This is a genomic window from Sodalis sp. RH16 (assembly GCF_047324245.1).
GTDB classification, from domain to species: domain Bacteria; phylum Pseudomonadota; class Gammaproteobacteria; order Enterobacterales; family Enterobacteriaceae; genus Acerihabitans; species Acerihabitans ligni.
On record NZ_CP178737.1, the window covers coordinates 5,942,344 to 5,967,241 of the forward strand.

Consider the following 24,898-nt stretch of genomic DNA (forward strand, 5'->3'; position numbering starts at 1 on the left):
TTCAATTTTCTCCAGAGCAATACCAATAGTCCTTATATCTTCATTAATGCCTAGATTGTGAGGCGATGTAGCCTGTGGGACAGAAATTTCAATTTTCTGGTTCCCTTCAAGATGGCTTAACGGTAGGGAAACCCTATAATCATCATCACTAACAGATATGAGTTCTTTTTGCCATATTTTCCCAGATTGCATAGTGGAAAATTTTACCAGAACAGGCCTGGCTGCGCTTGAACCATAAACATAAAAATGTCGCGCTGCAGAACAAGATCCTTCCACGCAGTCCTTAGGGACAGGGAGACGTAGCGTCGATTTTTGCTTAGACCAGACATGATCTTTGCCGAAATTGATAGTATAAATAAAATTGCACTGTTAGCCATAGATATGTTTTCTCTAAAGATAGGTAAAACTAACCACCCGTACAAAAAAGCGGCTATAGCAATCGCTAGGTTGTATTACTAACTAATGTTCTTTTGGAAAATTAGCAGCTTTAAAACGAATATCTTCCAATAGTTTACGATTTGCTGACAATAAATCGGCTATAAATGCAATTAAGATAGTCTGAAAACCCATACCTAGAAGCACGGAAGCAAGAATAAGTGACTGGATATGTCCCTCTCCCTCCCTTGCAAAAAAAAACCAAAGGAAACGGATACCGATTAAGAAGCCAGCGCCAAATAAAACGGTACCAATAGTGCCAAAAAATCTAAACGGTCTGTATATTATGAATATACGTACTATAGTTGCTATACTTCTATTAATATACGCAGGGATACTTTTCACCAGCCTTGAAGGACGCAACTCTTCATTAACTCTGATAGGTACAGAAGTAATGATGATGTTTTTTTGTCCCGCCTGAATAATCGTTTCAAGCGTATAAGTATAGTCATTAAAAACCATAAGCTGTTGTGCCGCAGTACGGCTCATTGCCCGAAAACCGCTTGGAGCATCTGGAACATCAGTTTTACTGGCAATTCGCACAACCCAGCTACCCAATTTTTGCAAGAATTTTTTTATGAGAGAAAAACTTTCTATTGTGTGTATTGGGCGAGCACCAATGACTATTTCTGCTTGGTGTCCAAGTATGGGCTCGAGCAACAGGGGGATATCGTCAGCATTATATTGATTATCGGCATCGGTATTAACAATTATATCAGCACCCAGTCTTAGACAGGCATCTAATCCAGTCATAAACGAGGCAGCCAATCCTTTGTTACCCGCGTGTCTAATTATATGATCAACACCATATTCTCTAGCCACTTCTGCTGTATTATCCTGGCTACCATCATCGATGATAAGCCATTCGACGGTTGTAAAACCCGGAAGCATTCTAGGCAGCGCAGATAGCGCAATAGGAAGCGTTTGTGCTTCATTGAAGCAGGGTATTTGTATGATTAGTTTCATTATATTCGTTCCAAAAGTCTGTCAGTCTTTTGACAATAGACAATGAATACTGAGTATATTCTCTATTAAATAAGTAAAAAAACGACATTTGATGTACAATTCACAAGCCAAAACTTAAATTATATTAATATGATTAATAAATATTTGAATCCTTGCGTCTAATCCTAGCGCCTTTTTACATACTTTTAGTTAAAATTTTTAAACTTAGATTTTTATAACATATTTAACTAGTTAATGTAAGTCTACTTGAAGGTGAAATCAGCTTTATCTACTCCATAATGACTCAATTTGAATCTTAGCCGGTTTGAATCAGCGAACAGTGTCCTTTAGGTAGACAGCGACATGAAGATTGGGACGTCTCAGCCCTCTTAAGGATTTAGTAGGATATTGTCCCGGCATAAAAAAACCGGCTCTAGGCCGGTTTTTTCAACATAAAGAATTTGGTGGAGCTAAGCGGGATCGAACCGCTGACCTCTTGCATGCCATGCAAGCGCTCTCCCAGCTGAGCTATAGCCCCAACGTACTGCTTTTCAGAATCACGATTCAAACCAATCCTGCGATTGGTGGAGCTAAGCGGGATCGAACCGCTGACCTCTTGCATGCCATGCAAGCGCTCTCCCAGCTGAGCTATAGCCCCGTTCCATACATATCGTATTCTGTGGACGGGGCGCATGATATGAAACCCGGCAAACGGTGTCAACGGCTAAATGTATTAAACGCATCAAACGCTGAAAAAGCCGCCAAATCAGCGGCTCCGAACCGGTTTATTGTTCACGCCGGGTAATAAACGCCAAGGCCATGTCAATTCGAGCCAGGGTGCGGGCCCGGCCTACCGCATGCACCGTCACATCCAATGCCGGCGATTGGCCGGCGCCGGTGACGGCGACCCGCAGCGGCATCCCCACCTTGCCCATGCCCACTTCAAGCTCCGCTGCGGTCTGTTCGATGGCCTGGTGAACCCGCTCCGGCGTCCAGTCGGTCAATGCGGCCAGCTTGGCGCGCGCCAGCTCCAGCGGCTGCCGGGCAACCGGCCGCAAATGCTTCTTGGCGGCATCGGCATCGAATTCCTCGAAATCCTGATAAAAGTAGTGGCAAGAGGACGCCATCTCCTTCAGGGTCTTGCAGCGTTCCCCCAGCAGGCCAATCAGCGCCGTGAGCTGCGGGCCATTGCTGGTGTCGATACCCTCTTGCTCCATATGCCAGAGCAAATGGGTGGCCACATACTCCGCCGGCAGATGATTGATATAATGATGGTTAAGCCACAGTAGCTTTTCGGTATTGAACGCGCTGGCGGACTTGTTGATATCTCCCAGGCTGAACAGCTCTTTCATCTCGCCGATGCTGAATATTTCCTGATCGCCGTGTGACCAGCCCAGACGCACCAGATAGTTCAGCAGCGCTTCGGGCAGGAAGCCATCGTCGCGATACTGCATCACCCCAACCGCCCCGTGGCGTTTGGAGAGTTTTTTGCCATCGTCCCCCAATATCATCGAAACATGGGCGTACTCAGGCACCGGCGCCCCCAGCGCTTTCAGGATATTGATTTGGCGCGGGGTATTATTGATATGGTCTTCGCCACGGATAACATGGGTGATTTCCATATCCCAGTCATCGATCACCACGCAAAAATTATACGTGGGGGAACCGTCGGTGCGGCGGATAATCAAATCGTCCAGTTCCTGATTGCTGAACTCGATGGGGCCGCGGATTTTATCGTCAAAAATCACCGAACCCTCTTGCGGGTTGGCAAAACGCACCACGCACGGCTCATTCGCGTCATGATGCTCATGGCTGTCGCGGCAACGGCCGTCATAACGGGGCTTTTCCCCTTTAGCCATCTGCTCTTCACGCAGCGCTTCCAACCGTTCCTTGGAGCAGTAGCATTTATAAGCGGTGCCTTGTTCAAGCATCTCATCGATAACCGCGTTATATCGGTCAAAGCGTTTGGTCTGGAAATACGGACCTTCATCCCAATCCAGATTAAGCCAATTCATCCCATCCATAATGGCATCAATAGCAGCCTGGGTTGAGCGCTCCAGATCGGTATCCTCGATACGCAGCACGAACTCGCCGCCGTGATGGCGGGCAAAAAGCCACGAATAAAGAGCGGTACGGGCGCCGCCGACGTGCAGATAGCCGGTGGGGCTGGGCGCAAAACGGGTTTTAATTTTCATTGGGGATATTGCCTTAATCACGCTTGGCTGACAGTGGGAAGCGCGGCTTCCCGCCGTATATAAAAAGTGGACAATATTCTACCACTCCCCCTCGATTCCTCAACGCCGTTTGACTTTAGCGGCGTTTTTTACCTATATTCCGGTAGCGGCAAGTCAATTCTTGACTAATTTTACGACGAACACACTTTTTACTTTGAAAAACCGTTGACTCACTTGGCAGTATCCCTATAATGCGACACCACACGGCGGGGGTGATTAGCTCAGCTGGGAGAGCGTCTCCCTTACAAGGAGAGGGTCGGCGGTTCGATCCCGTCATCACCCACCACTTCATTTTGGGTGGCTCCGCTGTGAGAAATAGAAGTAATACGCTGTAAGAAGTGGGTGATTAGCTCAGCTGGGAGAGCGTCTCCCTTACAAGGAGAGGGTCGGCGGTTCGATCCCGTCATCACCCACCACTTCTTAAGTCAGTATTGTTTTGATTTTCGGTTTTCAGAAATGGGTGATTAGCTCAGCTGGGAGAGCGTCTCCCTTACAAGGAGAGGGTCGGCGGTTCGATCCCGTCATCACCCACCATTTCTGATCTTTAAGTGGGTCGTTAGCTCAGTTGGTAGAGCAGTTGACTTTTAATCAATTGGTCGCAGGTTCGAATCCTGCACGACCCACCACTTTCAAAATACTTCCCCTAGCAGCAAATTTCCGCTTAACGCTTATATCGCACGAGTCGTGCTGGATGAGAACCTGCGCAGGTTCGAGCCGAGCGAAGCGAGACAGCGTTTGCCGTATGGCAACGACCCGAAGGGCGAGGCCAAAGGCCGAGTCATCCTGCACGACCCACCACTTTCAAAATACTTCCCCTAGCAGCAAATTTCCGCTTAACGCTTATATCGCACGAGTCGTGCTGGATGAGAACCTGCGCAGGTTCGAGCCGAGCGAAGCGAGACAGCGTTGCCGTATGGCAACGACCCGAAGGGCGAGGCCAAAGGCCGAGTCATCCTGCACAACCCACCACTTTCAAAAAACACTCCTTTGCAGCCCACTACTTCAAACCCTTAGCAACATGAAATCTGCAGACAATTCTTATTGCCGGAATTTTTAACCTACTGATTTATAATAATATCCTTACCTGCCATAAAAATGTTTGAAACTTATCAATTAAATATCTTGCTATTTAATAGCGAACTATTTAAATTAGCTTTCATTGGATGCACAACGGCAAAAGGTGAAGCGAAAATTTCCCCTTAGCGCTTAGTGTAAAAGTTGCAGGTATAGCTCTGATTAACTAAATAGCACACTACTAATTTGCAAAATACTTAATTGAGAGCAATACAAGAAGCTTACCCGTCGCCTCGGCGACATCACATTCACTGACAGAAGGAAATTGACCATGTCCAAATTAGCCACCATTTTCACCGCCTCCCTGCTGACCATGGGAATGAGCAGCGCCTTTGCCGCGACCCAGCTTCCCGCCGCCGATCGCCAGGTGCAATCGTTCCTGAACGTACTGAACAGTTCCGGCGGCAAACCCATGGAACAGCTTTCGCCGAAAGAGGCACGCCAGGTTCTCACGGACGCCCAGGCCAATGCCAAGCTGCCGCCGGCCGACGTCTCGGATAAGACCATTACCGTCGACGGGCAGGAAATTTCGCTGAAAATCGTTAAACCGGTAGGCGCCACCGGCACATTACCGGTATTTATGTTCTTCCATGGCGGCGGCTGGATACTGGGGGATTTCCCTACCCATGAACGCCTGGTGCGCGACCTGGTGGTGGAATCCGGCGCGGCGGCGGTATTTGTGAATTACACCCCCTCTCCGGAAGCGCATTATCCGGTGGCCATTAACCAGGCATACGCGGCAACCCGCTGGGTAGCGGAACATGGCGATGAAATCGGTGTGGACGGCTCACGCCTGGCGGTAGCGGGCAACAGCGTCGGCGGGAATATGGCAACGGTGGTTTCCCTGATGGCGAAAGAAAAAGGCGCGCCGAAGATTCGCTTTGAAGCCTTAATGTGGCCGGTAACGGATGCCAACTTTGATACCGGCTCCTACAAGACCTACGCCCAAGGCCATTTCCTCACCCGCAATATGATGAAGTGGTTCTGGGACGCCTATACCAAAGATGCCAAACAGCGCAGTGACATCCACGCCTCACCGCTGCGCGCCACCGAAGCGCAGTTAAAAGGCCTGCCGCCGACGCTGATTCAAACCGCCGAGCTGGATGTACTGCGTGATGAGGGGGAAGCCTATGGCAGGAAGCTGAATGCCGCCGGCGTTGACGTAACCGTAACCCGCTATAACGGCATGATCCATGACTTCGGATTGCTGAATCCCTTGAGCCAGGTCCCGGCGGTACGTTCACAGATCCTGCAGGCCGCCACCGAACTGAAGACCCACCTGCAATAACCCCAGCCTAGATAGCGGCCATACCGGCCGCTATCTCAGAACGTACAACGAGCCGGTTAAAGGGAGACCGCGGGCGAAATGAAAAACCTAATGCCCGCCCCCGCCGCCCTGGGCGACAAACGGCGGTTTGGCCAGAAATATCACGATCACCAGCGAAAAGAAAATCCAGCCCAGAAGGGTGAAATAATCGACGGTGGACATCATATAGGCCTGCCCTTCCACCAGCTTGTCCAACTGCGCCATGGCCCTCTGGCTGCTACCCCCCAGCTGTGCAATGTACGACTGCGTATTCTGGCTGTAAGGCGTGATATTCTCCACCAGCTGCGCATGATGGAATATCTCCCGACGCTGCCAGATCCAGGTGGTCAGCGAGGAGGCAAAACTCCCCCCCAGCACCCGCAAAAAGGTCGCCAAACCCGAACCGTCGGCAATCTCCCGCGGCGCCAGGCTGGACAGCAGGATACTGGTGGTAGGCATGAAAAACAGCGCAATGCCGATACCCATAAAACCCTGGATCATCGCTATATGATAATAATCCACCATGGTATTAAAATCGGCCCGCATAAAGCACGATACGCCGATCACCAGGAACGATCCCCCCGACAGCAAGCGCAAATCGAACATATGGGCATAACGCCCCACCAGCGGCGACAACAGGACCGGCAATACACCCATCGGCGCCGCCGCCATCCCCGCCCATACCGGCGTATAGCCCAGCTGGGTTTGCAGCCATTGCGGCAACAGCAGGTTTATGCCGAAGAAACCGGAATAACCCAGCACCAGCGCCAGGGTACCGAAAGAGAAATTGCGATAGCGGAACAGGCGCAGATTGACAATAGGATGTTTGTCGGTGAATTCCCAAATGACCAGCGCTATCAGCGAAACCGAAGAAATTATCGTGCCGACAACAATGAAATTGGAACTGAACCAATCGAGATCGTTGCCTTTGTCCAGCACCACCTGCAATAAGCCCACCCCCAGCACCAACAGCCCCAGGCCGATATAATCGATAGGCTGATGCTCCACCTCTTCCGGCCGTTCCTTCAACTGGGTGAAAACCAGCATGGCGGCGAAAATACCGATGGGCACGTTGATAAAAAAGATCCACGACCAAGAGTAGTTATCGGTAATCCAGCCCCCCGCCAGCGGCCCGATAATGGGCGCCACCACCGTCACCATCGCCAGCAGGGACAGCGCCATTCCCCGCTTGGCCGCGGGGTAAATGGACAACAGCAGGGTTTGCGCCATGGGATACAGCGGTCCGGCGAAAAAGCCCTGCAGCGCACGGAATATCACCAATTGCGTCATGCTTTGGGAAATACCGCACAGAAACGAGGTGATGATAAACAGTATCACCGAAGCCAAAAACAGCTTGGTCTGGCCGAAACGCCGGGACATCCAGCCGGTCAGCGGCAATGCGATGGCGTTGGATACCGCAAACGAAGTAATAACCCACGTCCCTTGATCAGAGCTGACGCCCAGATTGCCGGAAATGGTCGGTAAGGCCACATTGGCAATCGTGGTATCCAGCACCTGCATAAACGTCGCCAGCGACAGTCCGATAGTGGCCAGGACCAGGCTGGGCGGACGAAATGATTGATCACTCATGGCGGCCCCGCATTAATTTTGTCCTTGACCGGCAACCCGGGCCTGCTCGCCATTTTCATGGATGATGCGCGCCACTAAACTGTCAGCCTCTGCCAACTGATGATCGTAAACATCGGTGGCAAAACGCGGTTTTTCCTGAGGATGCGGTGCCAGCACCGGCCCGTCCTGGTTATGCAAATCCACGGTGACATTGGTGGATAAGCCGATACGCAGCGGAAACTTTTCCAGATGGTCCGGCTCCAGGCGGATTCGCACCGGTAAACGCTGGACGATCTTAATCCAGTTGCCCGTGGCGTTTTGAGCCGGCAGCAGGGAAAACGCGCTACCGGTACCGACGCCAAGGCTTTCCACTTTACCGCGGTAGCTCACCTTGCCGCCGTAGAGATCGGCATCGATTTCCACCGGTTGGCCGATACGCATGTCCACCAGTTGGGTCTCTTTGAAGTTGGCGTCGATCCAGATCTGGTCGAGGGGAACCACGGCCATCAACGGAGTGCCGGGCTGCACGCGGCTGCCCACCTGAACCGAACGTTTCGCCACGTAGCCGGTCACCGGCGCCACCATGGTGCTGCGTTCATTATCCAGGAAAGCCTGGCGTAACTGCGCGGCGGCCGCTTTGACATCGGGATGGTTGCTGATGGTGGTATCGTCCACCAAGGCAAAGGTCGTGCTCAATTGCTGTTGCGCCGAGGTCAGCGAGGTTTCCGCCGAGGTCAGCGTATCGCGGGAATGGGACAGTTCTTCCTGGGAAATCGCCCCGTCCCGCGCCAGGTTGGCGCGGCGCTGATAGTCGTCCTTGGCGCGCTGCAATTCAATTTTACGCGCGGCCACCTGGGCCTTGTAATTGTCCACATTGCTGTATAATCCGCGGACCTGGCGGACCACTTTCGCCAGGTTGGCCTCGGCGCTTTGCTGTCTCACCCTGGTATCGCTGGGATCCAGGCGCACCAGCACCTGCCCTTGCTTCACGAAATCGCCGTCGTCCGCGGCAATGGCGGTTACCGTACCCGCTACCTGGGGAGTGATTTGCACTAAATTGCCATTAACATAGGCATCGTCGGTATTTTCAAAAAACCGTCCATGGAACCAGTAGTAAAGGCCGAAGCCTACGACGGCCACAATGATTATCGCCAGCAATATCAACAACAGCAGTCTGCGTTTACCCGGCTTCGCCCGCGGGGTCGCAGGCGTTGCGTTTTGATCTGCTTGTTCAGAATTGGAATTCATCTCAGCCATAAAAATTATTCTCAGTGTGCTTGATTTACGGCCACGGTTTGCGCGGCGGTCGATGGAACGGAAGAGTTGAAACCACCACCCAGCGCCTGCATCAACAGGATAGCGGTATCGGTACGTTCGGCATTCAAACTGGCCAGTTGACGCTGGGCCTGGATGAGCTGTTGCTGCACGCTCAACGCATCGAGATAATTGCCGACCCCGGCGCTATAGCGCTCCATAGCGTTTTTCCATGAGTCATTGGCGATATCGCAGGCGCGCTGCTGCTGTTGGATCTGAACCGCTAACGAACTCAGGCGGGTAATGGTGTCGCCGATGTCCCCCAGCGCATTCACCAGCGACTGGTTGTATTGCGCCACCGCCAGATCGTAATCGGCGTTGCTGCCGGCCAGATTCGCCCGCAGGCGACCGCCGTCAAAGATAGGCAGGGATATGGCCGGCCCGACGCTGAAATAGCGGCTTGGAGCGCCGAAGAAGGCATCTCCCAGCAGCGATTGGGCACCCGCCGCCGCGGTCAGATTAAGATTGGGATAGAAGGCGGTACGGCTGACCTTGATGTCTTTGGTTGCCGCTTCTACCCGCCAGCGGGCCGCCACCAGATCGGGCCGGCGGCCTAACAGTTCCGCCGGAAGCCGGGCCGGCAGGGTTACCGCCGCCGGAGCAATCAGATGCGGACGGGGTATATTCATTGCCCGGTCCGGTCCCTGTCCAAGCAACACCGCCAGGCGGATGCCGGCCGCGCGCACCTGCTGCTGGGCGTCGGTCAAGGTGGATTCCGCCGAGGCTTCCAGGCTTTCGGTTTGCTGATATTGGAATTTACTGTCCAGTCCGGCGGTATACCGTTTGGACGCCAGATCCAGCATGGTATGGGTACGCGCAAGATCCTGTTTCGCCAAATCTTCCATCACATAGGCCTGGCCGAGGGTATTGTAGGCGCGGGCGACATCGGCGGAGAGGGTAAGGCGCGCGGACTGTCTGTCCACCTCGCTGGCGTTGGCGCGGCCGACGGCGGCTTCCCAGGCGGCACGCTGGCCGCCCCACAGATCAAAGGTATAATTGAACTGCGCCGACAGATCCCGCTCGGTGAAATACTCTTTCCCTTTACCCTGCGGGTCTTGCACCTCGGACAGCCGCTCACGGGTAATGCCGCCGCTGGCGTCCAGGGTCGGCATGCGGTCGGCCTGCGCCGACATGACCGCGGCGCTGGCCTGGCGGGCGCGGGCATCGGCCACCTGCATATCGGGGCTGGATTGCAACGCCTGCTGAACCAGTATGGCAAGCTGCGGGTCGCCGAGGCTGTTCCACCAGTCCGCCGCAGGCCAGGCCGCGGTGGAGTGCGGGATCGCCGACAGGGTACGATCGCTTTGTAACGTCGAGACGTCCAGCGTACGGCCTTCGGTATGTAAACCATTAGGCAAAGCACACCCCGCCAGAACGAATGAACAGAGCAGCGGTAATAAACGAATGCGCAACGGCATGGTGAAATTTACTCCTTAACTATCGGCAAGAACCGCCAGCTTTTTCAGCAGGCGATCAAATTCATTGAGTTCGGCGGGCGTCAACGGAGCTAACAAATCATTAAAGGCTTTGACGGCAATCCCGCCGATTTCCTGGCAGAACAATTGCCCTTTTTCGGTCAAGGCCAAGTGGTGCTGGCGACGGTCGGCGGTGCTGCGTACGCGCATAATCATGTTTTTATTTTCAAGGCGATCGAGCATGCGCGACATGGCGCCGCTGTCCAACGATATGCAACGGCAGAGTTCCGCCGACGTACTGGCCCTTTTCTGATTCATCAGCAGCATAACTTTGAATTGCGCCGCGGTAATTTCGTAGGGCGCCAGGTATCGTTCTAGAAACCGGTCTTTAGCACAATTCAACCGGTTGATGTTTCTTCCCCAGGTATAAACGGTATCAACATCATCTGAGGTAAAGTGACTCATGAAATCTATGCCTAGGCAACTATTAGGCTGGCAACTATACCGCCTGGTGCAGAGGTAAACAACAGTCAGTTTTGTAACAAAATGTATTTTAGCGTGCGTTGAAAACGGTGCCGGTTTTCGGCGTAGATTACCTTTCAGCCCAGTCGCTGCGGGCTTTGAGACTTTTTATTCCGGCGTCGCGGCACCGGTAACAAAACAGTTCAACGTCACGACGCTGACGGTCATGACGGCGGGACTGAGATAGCCTGACCCGCTGATTATCCCTTATTCGACGGCGACCCGGCAACGCAAACGGGCAGAGGCTACCCTAAGAAAAGCATGAATAATCAATTATTCCCTCCCGCCGGCGAAAGAATAAGCAATGGTATACCCAAACGGCGGGCGCGCCGGCACAGCAATGGCCTTTATATCGGCGTCCGCGGAAAAAAATTGAGCAAAAGCGGGAAAATCAATCTCAGCCCACCGTCAGCAGGGTCAACACCTCTTGCGGGGAGAGGGCATAAGCGCAGTCAAAACGCATCCCCGCCGGCAGATGCGGCGCCAGCTCTGTGGTCAGTTCAAGGCTGATTCGCCGATCGGTCAGTTGGATAACCCTGGCATCCAGAAAGTCGAAATAGCGTTTGACGTGCGGATAAAGCGCCTTAAACAGGCTCTCTTTGGCGGAAAAGGCCAGCGTCAGGCCAGCGGTAAAGGGCAGCGACGCGCTGTCCAGCAGTTCGCGCTCCCCGGCGGCGATGATGCCGGGCCACAGGGTCGGCGTCCGTGCGTCGGCAATCATGGTCTCCACGTCAATACCCACCCCGGCCCACCCTTGCTGTGGGAGCAATCGGCCGATACACACCGCAAGGGTTTCATCGTGAGACAAGGAGCCTTGTATCGATTCGGGCCAGCAGGGGGCACGATCTGTCCCGGCCAGCAGCGGGAATGAACCGGCCCCCAATCCACGCAGCACCCGCGCGGCAACGATCCGTCCGGCCAGATACTCGGACCGGCGTTTGCGCGCCGCGCCGGCGATGGAAGGCGGCAGCGGAATGTCATGCAGGCCGTAATCGGCATCCCGATAGCTCAGGGTATCGAACCGGCAGTGCCAGATGCTCAGATGCAACGCCGGATCGACAAGATCGGCAGGACCGAACGGCAAGCCTTCGGCCAGAGACAGGATATACGGCGCAGGAAGAACCATAAAATAAAAACGTCCTCAAAATCACCTGGAGATATTCACCAGTATATCTGTCATCTTGATCCATCATCACAATTTCGCCGGCGGAAGATGCGGTTCCTCCTGGCCGAACAGCGGTTTGACCACACCGTATAGCGCCGGGTTGTCGCTTTCATCCTTAAGCCCGATGCCCGATAAACGACGATGCAGGGACTGCTCCAGCAGCCACGCCAGCTTAAAGGCCGCCTGGGGATAATCCAACCCCTCGGGCCGGATATTGGAAATACAGTTGCGCTCCGATTCCAGGCGCCGGGTATTCGGTCCCCAGGTAAAATAGATCCCCAGGCTGTCCGGCGAGGACAGGCCGGGGCGTTCGCCGATAAGTATCGCCACCGTTTTGGCCCGGAGGCACTCGCCGATGTCATCCCCCAATGCCACCCGCGATTGATGCGCCAGCACCACCGGCGCCGGCTTGAGGCCGAGGACAGCCAGATAGGGCAGCAATGCCCGGATAAACGGCACCGCCTGCCGGTGAACGGCCTTGGAAGATAGGCCGTCCCCCACCACCAGCAGCAGGTCGGCCTCTTTATCAGGATATTCCAGCAGCATTCGCCGACTGTCATCGCCCAGCCTGCGGCCGAGATCGGGCCGGCATAAAAAAGTCTCCCGGCTGGCGGCCGCGCTGTGTACCGTCAGGGTAGTCAGGCCGTCCGCCGCCAACCGGGCCGCCAGCGCCTCGCTGTCGAAGGGCTGGTGCACCGCATCGCGGGCCTGGGCATGGGCCAGGCCGAACTTCAGTACTTCCCGCGTCGGCAGGCTGGCGCCGGCGCGGCCCAGGGCGATACGGGCCGCGGTGAATTCCCGCAGGCTTTCCCATGGATTATCGTGAATCACATTACCCACCGGAAATTTGCCGGCCAAGGGCGGATCGATTTTACTCATAGCTCACTCCCGCCGCCCAGATGGGGTAAATGCTGCAATAGCGGATGCCGGCTGCCGGTATCGCGCAGCCGCCCGTCGGCATCGATGATTTGCATGCGTTTTAGCCAGTCGGAAAATTCCGGCGCGTGCTTGAGTCCGAGCAGTTCACGTATATACAGCGCATCGTGAAACGACGTGCTCTGGTAGTTGAGCATAATATCGTCCGCCCCCGGCACGCCGATTAAAAAGGTCAGCCCGGCGGCCCCCAGCAGCGTCAGTAAGGTATCCATATCATCCTGATCGGCTTCGGCATGGTTGGTGTAACAGACGTCGCACCCGAGGGGAACCCCCAGCAGTTTACCGCAGAAGTGATCTTCCAGCCCGGCGCGGATGATCTGCTTGCCGTCATAGAGGTATTCCGGCCCGATAAATCCCACCACGGTATTGATCAGCAGCGGCTTGAAGCGCCGGGCGATGGCGTAGGCCCGTGCTTCGCAGGTCTGCTGATCGACGCCGTGATGGGCATTGGCGGACAGGCAGCTGCCCTGCCCGGTCTCGAAATACATGACGTTATCACCCAGGGTGCCGCGCCGCAGGCTTAACGCCGCCTGCCTGGCCTCCTCCAGCAGTGCGAGGTTGATACCGAAGCCGGCGTTGGCCGCCTCGGTTCCGGCAATGGACTGGAAGACCAGATCCACCGGCGCCCCGCGCTCAATCAGCTTGATGGTATTGGTGACATGGGTCAATACGCATGACTGGGTGGGAATGGCGAAGTGGCTGATAACATCGTCGAGCATATAGTTGAGTTTTTCCAGCAGCGGCAGGCTGTCGCTGGCCGGGTTGATACCGATTACCGCGTCGCCGCAGCCATACAGCAAACCGTCCAGCATGCTGGCGGCGATCCCTTTCAGGTCGTCGGTGGGATGGTTGGGCTGCAGCCGCACGCTCATATGGCCGGGTAGACCGATGGTATTGCGAAAGCGGGTGATCACCCGGCATTTTTTCGCCACCAGAATCAAATCCTGGTTGCGCATGATTTTGCTCACCGCCGCCGCCATTTCCGGCGTTATGCCGGGCGCCACATAGGCCAGGCGGGCGCTGTCGGTGCGCTCGGAAAGCAGCCAGTCGCGAAAATCCCCCACCGTCAGATGGGAAACCGGGGCGAACGCTTCCTCGTCATGGCTGTCGATAATCAGGCGCGTGACCTCATCCTCTTCATAGGGGATCAGGGGTTGCTGCAAAAAAACGCGCAGCGGCAAATCCGCCAGCGCAATACGCGCCGCCATACGCTCTTCGGCGCTGGCGGCGGCAATCTCCGCCAGATAATCGCCGGAGCGCGGCGGCGACGCCTTGGCCATCAGGTCCCGTAAATCGGCGAAACGATAATGACGATGGCCTAATGTGGCTTGAAACATCGCTCCTCCCGGATTACTCCGTTAACGTCAACTGTGCATCCGGCGCCGCCCGGTCGCGGGCGTGGCGGGTCAGGCGGAAATAAGCATAACCCAGCAGCATCATGACGGCGAAAATCATGAACAAGAGCTGGTTATAATAAATCATGGCCACCAGGCAGATGACCGCCATCACCAGCGCGAACGCCGGCGCCAGGGGGTACATGGGCGCCCGGAACGGCCGGGTCAGCCGCGGTTCCAGACGGCGCAGCCTGAATAGCGACGCCATGGAGATAATGTACATCACAATAGCACCGAATACCGACATGGTGACGATGTTTGCCGTCAGGGGCTGGCCGCCGATAATAATCAGCGAATCGGAAAATATTGCCGCGATACCCACCACGCCGCCGGCGATAATGCCCCAATGGGGCGTGCGGAACCGGCGGTTAACCCTGGAGAGGGGTTTTGGCAGATAACCGGCGCGCGCCAGGGCAAAGATCTGCCGCGAATAGCCCATGATGATACCGTGAAATGACGCGATAAGACCGAACAATCCCAGCCACACCAGCATATGCAGCCAGCCGCTGCTGCCGCCGACAATGATTTTCATCGCCTGGGGCAGCGGGTCGTTGATGTCGGCAAGCTTGGTCCAGTCGCCGACGCCGCCGGCAAAGATCATAACGCCAAGAGCCAGCACCGTCAGGGTTAAAATACCGCCGATAAATGCCCTTGGAATGGTGCGCTGGGGGTCTTTCGCTTCCTCCGCCGCCATGGACGCCCCCTCTATGGCTAAAAAGAACCAGATGGCAAAGGGAATGGCGGCGAAAATACCGGAAATCGCGCCGACGCTGAAGTGTTCCGCGCCGGCCCAGCCGCCGCGGGTAAAATTGGCAAAATCGAATCCCGGCGCCACGACGCCCATAAAGACCAGCAGTTCGAATATGGCCAGCAACGTGACCAGCAGCTCAAAGGCGGCGGCGATACCGACGCCGAGTATATTGAGTATCATGAACACAACGTAGGCCCCCACCGCCACCCATTTGGGCTCCACCGCCGGAAACTGGACGTTGAGATAGGCGCCGATGGCCATGGCGATGGCCGGCGGGGCGAAAACGAATTCCACCAGGGTGGCGAAGCCGGCGATAAAGCCGCCGGTGGGGCCGAAGGCACGGTGGGCATACGCGAAAGGACCGCCGGCGTGGGGAATGGAGGTGGTCAATTCGGTGAAACTGAAAATAAAGGCGCAGTACATGGCGGCGATGGCCAGGGCGGTAATCAGGAACCCCAGCGTCCCCGCCTGGGCCCAGCCATAGCTCCAGCCGAAATACTCACCGGAAATAACCAGACCGACCGCGATACCCCAGAGATGAAAACTCCCAAGCGTGCGTTTCAGACCGGGTACCGTTTTGTTGTTTTCCATGGCGATGTCCTTTGATACGTAAGTATTTGTAAATTGCAAAGGTCATACCAATTTAGGCAATGATAAGACAACCGGCTGATTTAATAGAATTTTCAATATGATAATAGCATACTGCGCCGTTTTGACCGTCGGGCGATAACAAGACCGCCCTGTTCCGGTGCGTCATTTTACCCTTAACCAGCGTCAATGGCCTGCGGCGGTGCACGCAAAGCAAAGACGACCGTCGCCACGCGGGGGAACAGCATGGTTCCCCCTTGCCGAATACAGTTTTTCGGTATCTTCCAGGGTGAAACGGCCCAGGGGATTTTGATCGAAATTCTTGATGTTCTTGCGGCTGACGTTGCGGTACGGGCTGTAGTAAAGATCGATCCAGTTCGCATCCGCTTTCGCCAATCCTGGGCGGTACAACCGCCCACCGGCGGCGCAAAATATTTACTCCCCCGCCCTACTTTCATCCTGTTCCCCGAAAGCGCATGATATTGCGCGCTGAACGGTGTGGACATCCCCCTTAATCCGGCCGGCAGGCCACAGATCCGGCAAGGCTTGCACAGGTGAGGGCAATCGATTGCGGACGTTCTCCCCGCCCGGTGGGCAGGATAACCTCGCTGCGGGTTTGCCAGGATTGACCTTCGGCGCCGCACCAGATGCGCTGCACCGGCATCCGGTCCTGATACTCGTTAAGGATAATCACTTCGCCGCTGGCGAGATTTTTCCATAGCGGCGCGGAGATTTTTTTGCCGGCCGCCACCCGGCCCAGATCCAGGGAATACCAGTGGGCGGTGGTGGCCTGGCAATCCAAGGGGGATGTGCCGCCATTGCCGACGGTAAGTGAAAAAGGCAGCAGGCCCTGGGCGCCGCGCTGGCTTTCAGCCGGTTCACCGGCATAGATTGCGGTGGTGAAAAATAAAAAACAGGACAATACTAGCCCCTTTGATTTCATTGCATCCTCGTGTAAGAACTGGTCTGCCGGACGGAAAGCAACAGGAAAGAGCGTATTCGCTGCGTTGTCAATCATATTATTTATTAAGGAAAAAGCATGATGGTGAAGAGGTGGTTAACATATGCAACCCTGGCGTCGGCCATGATAGCGGGGTGTCCGGCGACGTTCGCTGCGCAAATCAGTTCCATTGCGATATTAACCCCCGAACCCGGCACCGATTTCGGCTGGAATCAGCAGGGGATCGCCGCCGCCAAGGCGGCGGGCGCCAAAGAGGGCGTAAAAGTCCAGGTGGCGGAGAATCTCGGTTACGGCGATGTGCGGCCCACTCTGCGCGATTTGGCGGATGACGGGGCGCAGTTGATTATCGCCCATGCCAGCGGCTACAACCAGGCGGCGCCGGAAATCGCGGCGCAAACCAAGATTGCGGTGGCGGTGACCGACAGCCCGTCGTCCCTGAAAGCCGGCAAAGTGGCGGACTATACCGTCAGCGGGCAGGAAGGAGCCTATCTGGCCGGCACCCTGGCGGCTAAAATGTCCCGCAGCGGCATTGTCGGCATCGTGGTGTCCGGCGAACCGCCCGCCTGGAACGCTCAGGCCACGGCGTTTATCCTGGGGGCCCGTGCGGCCAGGAAAGACATCAAAATCCGCTATGCGGTCATCGGCCCGGCAGCCTACAGCGATGCCGCCGGCGGCAAGCGGGTTACGGCATCGGTTATTGCCGCCGGAGCGGATATCATCTTCGGCCAAGGCAACGGTTCGAGCTTCGGCATGCTGCAAGCGGTGGAAACCACCCCGGCTCTGGACGGCGGTAAAGTCTATTTCATCGATGTGGTGGGCGATAAATCCAGCATTGATAAAGGCAATCTGCTCAGTTCGGTATTATGGAATTTAACGCCGGTCTTCACCGCCATGATTGAAGACCTCAAGCAGGATAAATTCGGCACGCACAACTATAAAACCTCCCTGGCGGACGGCTCTATCAGTCTGTTGAAAACCAAACATATCCCCGAGGACATCTGGCAAAGCGTCAATCAGGTGCGCGACGAGATAATCAGCGGGAAAATCACCGTGCCGGCGGATTACGACGCTAAAACGCTACACGACCTGCTGGCGGCAAAAAGCGAATAGCCCTGTTGCTGTCGCCTCGCCGGAGTCTTGCCCATCCGTAACGCTCCGGCCATTTCACAAGAAGAGAACATGATGAGCCAGAATCTGCCCGCAGCGGCATCTCCCGTCGTCACCGTCAATGGGCTCACCAAACGTTTCCCGGGTATTGTCGCCAATGACCATATCGATTTGACGCTGTGGGCCGGAGAGGTTCACGTATTGTTGGGAGAAAACGGCGCCGGTAAATCCACCCTGGTGGCGATGCTGGCCGGTTTGCAGCGGCCGGATGAGGGTGAAATCGCCGTTAATGGCCGGGGAGAGGTTCTATACTCGCCGCGGCGGGCGCTGGCGTTGGGGATCGGCACGGTATTCCAGCATGCCATGATGGTGCCCGGTCTGAGCGTGGTGGATAATATCGCCCTGGGAGATCCCTGGTGGCGGCGGCCGGCCCGCCGTTTTTACGCCGAGCGGGTCGGACAGATTGCCCGGGATATCGGGGTGCGGGTAAATCCGTTCGCCCTGGCGGGGTCGCTGTCCCTGGGAGAGCAGCAGCAGGCGGAGATCGTCCGCTCCCTGTTGCGCGGCAGCCGGGTGCTTATATTGGATGAAGCCACCGCCATGCTGACGCCGAACAACGCCGATGAATTGGGTCAATTGATGCGGCGGCTGGTGGCGCAGGGAATGGCGGTGGTATTTATTACCCACAAACTCAACGAAGCCCTGGCCTGGGGCGACAGAATCTCGGTATTGCGCCGGGGACGCAAGGTGGGTGAAATCAACCCGCAACGCCTGAAAACCCTGACCACGGAACAGGCCACTCGCGAAGTGATGCAACTGATGTTCAATTTATCCGCCGATGACGGCGACACTACCCCTGTTGGTTCTCCCACGAGTACCGGGAACGGTGCAATCCTTGACGGCTCCTCGGCAAATGAGATGCCGACTGCTGCAAGCCGCCTCGCGGCCATCGGGAACGATGATACCGCTTACGACGCGCGCGCCGGGAAAAATGCCGATACCAAGGACACATTCGACGTCCATGTCGCCGCCGGGCCGGTGCTTGCAGTCCAGGCACTGGCGGTGAACGATGCGTTGGTTCCCCTGAGGGACATTAATCTTGAGGTGTCCGCCGGGGAAATCGTCGGCATTGCCGGTATTGACGGCAACGGACAAAAACAGCTGGCGGAGGCGCTGGCGGGTCAGCGCCCCCTGGCCGGCGGCCGGATTTTGCTGGCGGGGGAAGCCATTGAACAGCTAAGCATCGGCCAGCGGCGCAAGCTCGGCCTGCGATATGTCACCGACGATCGGCTGGGTGAAGGCACCGTGGGGGGGTTCCCGGTGTCTATCAACCTGCTGTTGAAACAAATAGGCGAAGCGCCTTTCTGGCGACGGGGCATTGAACAGCCGGAGGACATAGCCCGCCATGCTCGTGAGCGTATCGCCGAATATGATATCCGCACCCCGGAAGTTGATACCCCCATCGGCAAATTATCAGGCGGAAATATTCAGAAAGCGCTGCTGGCCCGGGAACTCGGCGGCCCGGCCCGGATGGTAATATTTGCCAAACCCACCCACGGACTGGACGTACGGAATATGACGGCGGTCCGCGAGCGGATACGCCGGTCGGCCCGCGCCGGCATGGCGGTCATTCTGATCTCCACCGATATGGATGAGTTACTGGGGCTGGCGGACCGCATCGGGGTGATGTCCGGCGGCAGAATTGTCGGCATGGTGGCCAAGGGACCCCGCGCCCGCAGCCAAATCGGCGAACTGATGAGCGGAATAACGCTATGAGCGGCCAATCCGAAGGTGCTCGTGCGCTGTCCCGCCGCGGGCCGGCGCTGGCCCGGTTGAAAAATGTCTTGGCCCAGGTCGGCTGGTCTGTGGGACCGGTCATTATCGCCCTGCTGATCACCGGCGGCCTGCTGCTGCTCATGGGCGTCAATCCCCTGGAGTATTATGGTTTTATCCTGCGCAAAGGGCTGCTGACGCCGGTGGGATTCCAGGCCACGCTGACCCGCATGGGGCCGCTGCTGCTGATCGGCGCCAGCCTGATTGTCGCGTTTCGCGCCGGATTGTGGAACCTCGGCGGCGACGGGCAGTTTTTATTGGGAGCGGTTCTGGCCTCGGCGCTGGCGGCGCCTCTTGATAGCCTCGGCTCGCCGGTCTGGCTGACATTGACAACGGGGCTGGCGGTAGGAGCGGTGATGGGGGCGCTGTGGTCGTTATTGCCCGCCATGCTCAAAGCCTGGCAGGATATTAACGAAATCATCACCAGCCTAATGATGTCATTTTTAGGCGTTTCCCTGGCGAACGTGCTGGTGAAACTGGTGTTTTTCGATGCCGGCACCACGGTGCCGGAGACCCGAACCCTGCCCTATGAGCACCGGCTACCGTCTTTATTCGGCACGAATATTTCCAGCGGTCTGCTCATCGGCCTGGCGGCGGTTATCGCGGTGCATGCCCTGATGACGCGAACGGCATTCGGTTTACAGCTACGCACCATCGGCGCCAACCCACGGGCGGCGATCCATGCGGGTTTGCCGCTGGGGCTTCTGACCGTAGCGGTATTCGCCCTGTCAAGCGCGCTGGCCGGCCTGGCGGGCGCGGTGGAAGTGCTGGGCATCGAGGGCAATGTGCGGGCAGACTGGAACCCGGCCTACAGCCTGGTGGTGGTGCCGCTGGTATTCCTGGCCCGGTTCAACGGCTACGGCACCATCGCATTTGTCTTTATTTTTTCGGTGCTGTCTATCGGCAGCGAGAGCGCGGCCCGCAGGATGGGCGTACCCAACCATTTTACCCTGGTGACGGTGGCCATCCTGCTGTTGGTGATCGCGCTGTCGGACATGGCGGCGCAACGGCGGCGCGATCGGGGAGGGAGCGAGTGATGGATTTATTGGGCCAGGGGTTTTTGAGTTCATTGCTGCTGGGGGCGATTGTCGCCGGCGTGCCGCTGCTGCTGGCGGGCCTGGGAGAACAATTGTCCGAAAAGGCCGGGGTGCTGAATATCGGTCTGGAAGGCATGATGCTCACCGGCGCGTACCTGGGCTTTTATATTGCCTGGCATACCCAGTCCATGAGCCTGGGTCTGCTGGCGGGCGCCCTGGGCGGTATGGGCGTCGCCGCGTTGATGTCCCTGTGCTGCGTCTGGCTGCGCCTTAATCAGATCGTGATCGGCATCGCCCTCACCCTGGGAGCCGAAGGGGCCACGGCCCTGCTGCAATATATCCAGTTCAGCCGCACCTATCCGCGGCTGGGAAGCGTCGATACCCTGCCCCTGCCCCTACTATCCCATATTCCCTTTATCGGCCGGATACTCTTCAATCAGTCGCCCATTGTCTACCTGGCCATCGCCGCCGTGGCGCTGTTCGCCCTGATCTACCGTTATACCAACCTGGGATTGTCCCTGCAGGCCGCCGGCGAAAAACCCGTCGCCCTGGATGCCGCCGGGGTGGATGTGCTATGGATCCGCACGCTGGCGGTGCTCACCACCGGCCTGCTGGCGGGCGCGGGCGGCGCGTTTATGTCGCAAATCGGGGCGGGAATATTTGTGCCTTACATGACGCAGGGCAACGGGTTTATCGCCATCGTGCTGGCGATGCTGGCGCGCGGCAGGCCGTTATGGGTGCTGGGGGGGGCATTATTATTCGGCGCCTGTTTATCCCTCACCACCGCGCTGCAGGTCCTGGGGGTGGCGGTGCCCACCGATGTCCTCCAGATGCTGCCGTTTATTGCGGTGATGCTGGTACTGTTAATCTTCGGACGACGGGCCAATCTGCCCAGCGCGCTGGGTACTCCCTATGTCCGGGGTTCCCGCTGAGGCTTTCCGTTGCTATTTCCGTTTTAACGGCTTGATAAGACCCTCCAGCCCCTCGATTTTAATCGCCAGGGTGATGGACATCAGCTCACCCAGCCGGCCGGCGGGGAACTCACCCTGCCGGGCAAACCAAAGCAGGTACGGCTCGGGCAAATCGATAAGCGCCCGGCCCTGGTATTTACCGAAGGGCATTTCGGTATTGGCAATGGCGACCAGATCTTCTTTTTCCATTTTCCCCTCCCGGCACCGCGTTATTCACCCAACAGGCGCATCATTTCCGCTTCATCGATAACCTTGATATTCAACTGCTGGGCCTTGGTCAGCTTGGAGCCGGCCGCTTCCCCGGCAATCACCAGATCGGTTTTCGCCGAGACGCTGCCGCTGACCTTCGCCCCCAGGGCCACCAGGCGATCCTTGGCCTCATCCCGCGACAGGCCGGATAGCGATCCGGTCAATACCACGGTTTTGCCGGCAAAAGGATGGTCGATGTCCCCGGCCGCGGGGGCCATCACCGGCGCCGGCCAGTGAATGCCGATCTCCGGCCCGATAAGCTCGGCGATAACGTCCAGATTATGCTGCTCTTCAAAGAAATTACGCACATGAGCCGCCACTATCGGGCCGATATCCTGCACCGCCACCAGGTCTTCGATGTCAGCGGCATACAGTGCGTCCAGGGTTTTAAACTCCGCCGCCAGGCTTACCGCCGTGGCTTCCCCTACTTCGCGAATCCCCAGCGCGTAAAGGAAACGGGCAAAAGTGGTCTGTTTTGCGGTTTCCAGGGCTTCCACCAGATTTTGCGCCGACTTGGGACCCATGCGTTCCAGGCGCGCCAGGCTCTCTTTGCCAAGACGGAACAGATCGGCGGGGGTTTTTACCAGTTCGCGCTCCACCAGCTGATCGATGATTTTATCCCCCATACCGTCCACATCAAGGGCCCGGCGTGAAACAAAATGCTTCAGCGACTCTTTACGCTGGGCCCCGCAGACCAGGCCGGCGGTACAGCGCGCCGCCGCTTCCCCCTCCACCCGTTCCACGTCTGAGCCGCACACCGGGCAGTGGGTGGGGAATACCACCGGCCGGGCATCCGCCGGCCGCCGGTCCAGCACCACACCCACCACCTGCGGAATAACGTCCCCGGCGCGGCGGATTATCACGGTATCGCCGATACGTACCCCCAAGCGCTCGATTTCATCGGCGTTATGCAGGGTGGCGTTGCTGACCATGGCCCCGGACACCAGCACCGGCTCCAGACGGGCCACCGGCGTGATGGCGCCGGTACGGCCCACCTGGAACTCCACATCCCGCACCCGGGTCATTTGCTCCTGGGCCGGGAATTTATAGGCGATGGCCCAGCGCGGCGCGCGGGCGACGAACCCCAGGCGCTGCTGCAGGGCCATGGAATCCACTTTAATCACCACGCCATCGATATCAAAACCCAGCGACGACCGTTCTGCCTGGATCCGGCGATAGAAATCCAGTACCTGCCCGCTGCCGGTGCAGCGCTCGATACGATTGCTCACCGGCACGCCCCAGGTCTTGAACAGCTGCAAACGCTCCCAGTGGCTGCCCGGCAGTTCGCCCTCTTCAAGCAGGCCGACGCCATAACAGAAAAATGTCAGCGGGCGTTTAGCGGTAATGGACGGATCAAGCTGTCGCAGGGAACCGGCGGCGGCGTTACGGGGGTTGGCGAAGACTTTTCCCCCCTCCCGAGCGGCGGTCTCATTGAGCTTACGAAAACCGTCTTCGGACATGAACACTTCACCGCGGATTTCCAGGCGGCGGGGAATGGCTCCGTTGCCGTCTCGCAAACGCAGCGGGATGGTGCGGATAGTGCGGACGTTGGAGGTGATATTCTCGCCGGTGGTGCCATCGCCCCGCGTTGCGGCGCGTACCAGCTCACCGTTTTCATACAGCAGGCTCACCGCCAGGCCGTCCAGTTTCAGTTCACAGCAAAACGTCAGGTCGTCGTCGCTTCTCAGGCGATCCATCACCCGTTTGTTAAAGGCCAGAAAGCTCTCTTCGTCGAACACATTATCCAGGGAGAGCATCGGCACTTCATGGCGGACCTGGCTGAAAGCGGTAAGCGGCGCTCCGCCGACCCGCTGAGTGGGGGAATCGGCAGTGAGCAACTCCGGATGCTGGGTTTCAAGCTCGCGTAATTCCGCCATCAACCGATCGTATTCCGCATCCGGCACTTCCGGCGCATCCAGGACATGGTACTGATATTCATGATGACGCAGCTGGGCGCGCAGCGCGTTGATTTTTTGGTCGATCTGTTCCATAGCTCACCGTCAGCGAAAAAAACCCCCGCAAGCGGGGGTTATTATGACCGAATCGTTAAAACGTAAAAACCGGCACGAAAACCTCGTCACCTCAGGCGCCGTTCTTCACCTCAAGCACCTCGCGGATCCGCGCTTTGTACGTATCCAGCTTCTGCGGCGTAAGCATGCGGCGCTCATCATCCAGCACCACGCCGCCGCAATCATCGGCGATACGCTGCGCCGATTGCAGCATGAGTTTAAAGTTCTGATTAGCGTCGCCGTAGGAAGGCACCATCATGAACATCGACACGCCGGGAGTGGTGAAGGAGCCCATTCCTTCCGGATCGAAAGACCCCGGTTTCACCATATTCGCCAGGCTGAACAGTACCGGGCCGCTGCCCGCCGGATTGAGGTGGCGGTGGAAAATATTCATTTCACCGAACTGCAATCCCGACTGCAAGATGCTTTGCAGCAGCTCCTCGCCGCCTATGAGCGTGCCGTTGTGGGCGGCGACATGCAGCACCAGCACCGTCTCTTTGCGTTTAACCGGTTCCGCCGGCTCCTGCGGCGAACGGCGCTCTTCCCCGGCGGGGACCGATGCCGACGACGTGGGGACATGCCTGAGGTCATCGTCGCCGAACAGCTCCGGCTGATGGGCCGAAGCCGCCGACTCCTCGGCGCGGGCCGATGCGCGCTTGGCGAAAAAGGATTTATGGCGGGGTCTCGGCGCGGCCGCGGGCTCTTCGTCTTCTTCCGCCGCGTCATCCAGCAGGGGATCGAAATCCGATCTGGAACGCGCCGGCGTTTTTAACACCTCCGGCGGCCTGGAATCATGTTCAGGGGTATCATATTGCCCAAACGAAGGTTCGTCGGTTCGCAGCTTGGTAACCCGAACCTCGCCCACACCTTCGTCACGCTCTTCAAGCGGAGGCTCGTCCTGTTCCTGACGATCTTGTTTCAGTCGTTTAACCGGTCGATCGCGAAAAACCGATGAGCGCTCTTTACGGCTGGTCCACAGGCCGTGTAATAGCAACGCTATGATAGCGATCGCACCAACAACGATTAATATCAGACGCAAATCCTGCATCATTGCCATCTCAGTTGTTCTAATTCATTGCCAAC

Annotated in this window: 19 protein-coding genes, 6 tRNA genes and 2 other RNA genes; 11 read left to right on the top strand and 16 right to left on the bottom strand. The window is 57.0% G+C overall.

Going from position 1 to position 24,898, the window contains the following annotated elements:
- Positions 1-459 precede the first annotated feature (459 nt).
- The 4 genes from ACL2XJ_RS27120 to gltX all read right to left on the bottom strand — a co-directional run bounded on the left by ACL2XJ_RS27120 (position 460) and on the right by gltX (position 3,575).
- On the bottom strand, positions 460-1,401 hold the full coding sequence (locus ACL2XJ_RS27120) for a glycosyltransferase family 2 protein (protein WP_413725161.1): 942 nt from the start codon (positions 1,399-1,401) through the stop codon (positions 460-462).
- Between the two features lie 441 nt (positions 1,402-1,842).
- Positions 1,843-1,918 (bottom strand) — tRNA-Ala (locus tag ACL2XJ_RS27125).
- A gap of 44 nt (positions 1,919-1,962) precedes the next feature.
- Positions 1,963-2,038: transfer RNA gene (locus tag ACL2XJ_RS27130), tRNA-Ala, on the bottom strand.
- 127 nt (positions 2,039-2,165) lie between these two features.
- Entirely contained in the window at positions 2,166-3,575 is a 1,410-nt protein-coding gene (gene gltX, locus ACL2XJ_RS27135; RefSeq protein WP_413725162.1) for a glutamate--tRNA ligase, read from the bottom strand.
- Between the two features lie 249 nt (positions 3,576-3,824).
- Between gltX and ACL2XJ_RS27140 the strand changes: the two genes are divergently transcribed.
- The 7 genes from ACL2XJ_RS27140 (at position 3,825) to ACL2XJ_RS27170 (ending at position 5,976) form a co-directional block, all read left to right on the top strand.
- Positions 3,825-3,900, top strand: a tRNA-Val gene (locus tag ACL2XJ_RS27140).
- Positions 3,901-3,954: 54 nt separating this feature from the next.
- Positions 3,955-4,030 (top strand) — tRNA-Val (locus ACL2XJ_RS27145).
- A 42-nt stretch (positions 4,031-4,072) separates the two neighbouring features.
- A tRNA-Val gene (locus ACL2XJ_RS27150) sits at positions 4,073-4,148 on the top strand.
- A 16-nt stretch (positions 4,149-4,164) separates the two neighbouring features.
- Positions 4,165-4,240, top strand: a tRNA-Lys gene (locus ACL2XJ_RS27155).
- Between the two features lie 44 nt (positions 4,241-4,284).
- A non-coding RNA gene (locus tag ACL2XJ_RS27160) (RtT sRNA) lies at positions 4,285-4,412 on the top strand.
- A 44-nt stretch (positions 4,413-4,456) separates the two neighbouring features.
- Positions 4,457-4,583: non-coding RNA, RtT sRNA (locus ACL2XJ_RS27165), on the top strand.
- A gap of 376 nt (positions 4,584-4,959) precedes the next feature.
- Complete coding sequence (locus ACL2XJ_RS27170; RefSeq protein WP_413725163.1) at positions 4,960-5,976, top strand: alpha/beta hydrolase; 1,017 nt, start codon at positions 4,960-4,962, stop codon at positions 5,974-5,976.
- A gap of 87 nt (positions 5,977-6,063) precedes the next feature.
- Here the strand turns inward: ACL2XJ_RS27170 and ACL2XJ_RS27175 are convergent, their stop codons facing one another.
- The 9 genes from ACL2XJ_RS27175 to ACL2XJ_RS27215 all read right to left on the bottom strand — a co-directional run bounded on the left by ACL2XJ_RS27175 (position 6,064) and on the right by ACL2XJ_RS27215 (position 16,570).
- On the bottom strand, positions 6,064-7,584 hold the full coding sequence (locus tag ACL2XJ_RS27175) for a DHA2 family efflux MFS transporter permease subunit (RefSeq protein WP_413725164.1): 1,521 nt from the start codon (positions 7,582-7,584) through the stop codon (positions 6,064-6,066).
- Between the two features lie 12 nt (positions 7,585-7,596).
- Positions 7,597-8,811, bottom strand: coding sequence for an efflux RND transporter periplasmic adaptor subunit (locus ACL2XJ_RS27180; RefSeq protein ID WP_413726982.1), 1,215 nt, complete (start codon positions 8,809-8,811; stop codon positions 7,597-7,599).
- 20 nt (positions 8,812-8,831) lie between these two features.
- Positions 8,832-10,295 carry an efflux transporter outer membrane subunit gene (locus tag ACL2XJ_RS27185; RefSeq protein WP_413725165.1) on the bottom strand — a complete coding sequence of 488 codons (1,464 nt, stop codon included), beginning with the start codon at positions 10,293-10,295 and terminating at the stop codon, positions 8,832-8,834.
- Positions 10,296-10,310: 15 nt separating this feature from the next.
- A complete protein-coding gene (locus ACL2XJ_RS27190; RefSeq protein WP_132927073.1) occupies positions 10,311-10,757 on the bottom strand; it encodes a MarR family winged helix-turn-helix transcriptional regulator in 447 nt (148 codons plus the stop codon).
- Between the two features lie 454 nt (positions 10,758-11,211).
- Positions 11,212-11,940 (bottom strand): 4'-phosphopantetheinyl transferase family protein, encoded by a 729-nt coding sequence (locus ACL2XJ_RS27195; protein WP_413725166.1) that lies wholly within the window; start codon positions 11,938-11,940, stop codon positions 11,212-11,214.
- Positions 11,941-12,006: 66 nt separating this feature from the next.
- The gene (gene eutC, locus ACL2XJ_RS27200) at positions 12,007-12,858 is read right to left on the bottom strand and encodes an ethanolamine ammonia-lyase subunit EutC (protein ID WP_165934263.1); all 852 of its coding nucleotides are present in this window, start codon (positions 12,856-12,858) and stop codon (positions 12,007-12,009) included.
- The gene (locus ACL2XJ_RS27205; RefSeq protein WP_413725167.1) at positions 12,855-14,252 is read right to left on the bottom strand and encodes an ethanolamine ammonia-lyase subunit EutB; all 1,398 of its coding nucleotides are present in this window, start codon (positions 14,250-14,252) and stop codon (positions 12,855-12,857) included. Before ACL2XJ_RS27205 ends, eutC begins: the two co-directional genes overlap by 4 nt.
- A gap of 13 nt (positions 14,253-14,265) precedes the next feature.
- Positions 14,266-15,651, bottom strand: a complete 1,386-nt coding sequence (gene eat, locus ACL2XJ_RS27210; protein WP_132927067.1) for an ethanolamine permease — start codon at positions 15,649-15,651, stop codon at positions 14,266-14,268.
- A 508-nt stretch (positions 15,652-16,159) separates the two neighbouring features.
- Complete coding sequence (locus tag ACL2XJ_RS27215) at positions 16,160-16,570, bottom strand: hypothetical protein (protein ID WP_413725168.1); 411 nt, start codon at positions 16,568-16,570, stop codon at positions 16,160-16,162.
- A 117-nt stretch (positions 16,571-16,687) separates the two neighbouring features.
- On the opposite strand from ACL2XJ_RS27215, the gene ACL2XJ_RS27220 reads away from it, so the two are divergent.
- From ACL2XJ_RS27220 to ACL2XJ_RS27235, 4 genes are all read left to right on the top strand, one after another.
- Entirely contained in the window at positions 16,688-17,719 is a 1,032-nt protein-coding gene (locus ACL2XJ_RS27220; RefSeq protein WP_413725169.1) for a putative B6 ABC transporter substrate-binding protein, read from the top strand.
- Between the two features lie 69 nt (positions 17,720-17,788).
- On the top strand, positions 17,789-19,492 hold the full coding sequence (locus ACL2XJ_RS27225; protein ID WP_413725170.1) for a putative B6 ABC transporter ATP-binding protein: 1,704 nt from the start codon (positions 17,789-17,791) through the stop codon (positions 19,490-19,492).
- A complete protein-coding gene (locus tag ACL2XJ_RS27230) occupies positions 19,489-20,586 on the top strand; it encodes a putative B6 ABC transporter permease subunit 2 (RefSeq protein ID WP_413725171.1) in 1,098 nt (365 codons plus the stop codon). The genes ACL2XJ_RS27225 and ACL2XJ_RS27230 overlap by 4 nt, the downstream gene beginning before the upstream one ends.
- Positions 20,586-21,518 (top strand): putative B6 ABC transporter permease subunit 1, encoded by a 933-nt coding sequence (locus tag ACL2XJ_RS27235; protein WP_413726983.1) that lies wholly within the window; start codon positions 20,586-20,588, stop codon positions 21,516-21,518. The genes ACL2XJ_RS27230 and ACL2XJ_RS27235 overlap by 1 nt, the downstream gene beginning before the upstream one ends.
- Positions 21,519-21,530: 12 nt before the next feature.
- Here the strand turns inward: ACL2XJ_RS27235 and ACL2XJ_RS27240 are convergent, their stop codons facing one another.
- The 3 genes from ACL2XJ_RS27240 to zipA form a co-directional block, all read right to left on the bottom strand.
- The gene (locus ACL2XJ_RS27240) at positions 21,531-21,746 is read right to left on the bottom strand and encodes a DUF3820 family protein (protein WP_132927044.1); all 216 of its coding nucleotides are present in this window, start codon (positions 21,744-21,746) and stop codon (positions 21,531-21,533) included.
- A 20-nt stretch (positions 21,747-21,766) separates the two neighbouring features.
- On the bottom strand, positions 21,767-23,797 hold the full coding sequence (gene ligA / locus ACL2XJ_RS27245) for an NAD-dependent DNA ligase LigA (protein WP_413725172.1): 2,031 nt from the start codon (positions 23,795-23,797) through the stop codon (positions 21,767-21,769).
- Between the two features lie 91 nt (positions 23,798-23,888).
- Positions 23,889-24,866: a cell division protein ZipA gene (zipA, locus tag ACL2XJ_RS27250; RefSeq protein ID WP_413725173.1), complete on the bottom strand. Its 978-nt coding sequence runs from the start codon at positions 24,864-24,866 to the stop codon at positions 23,889-23,891.
- Positions 24,867-24,898 lie beyond the last annotated feature (32 nt).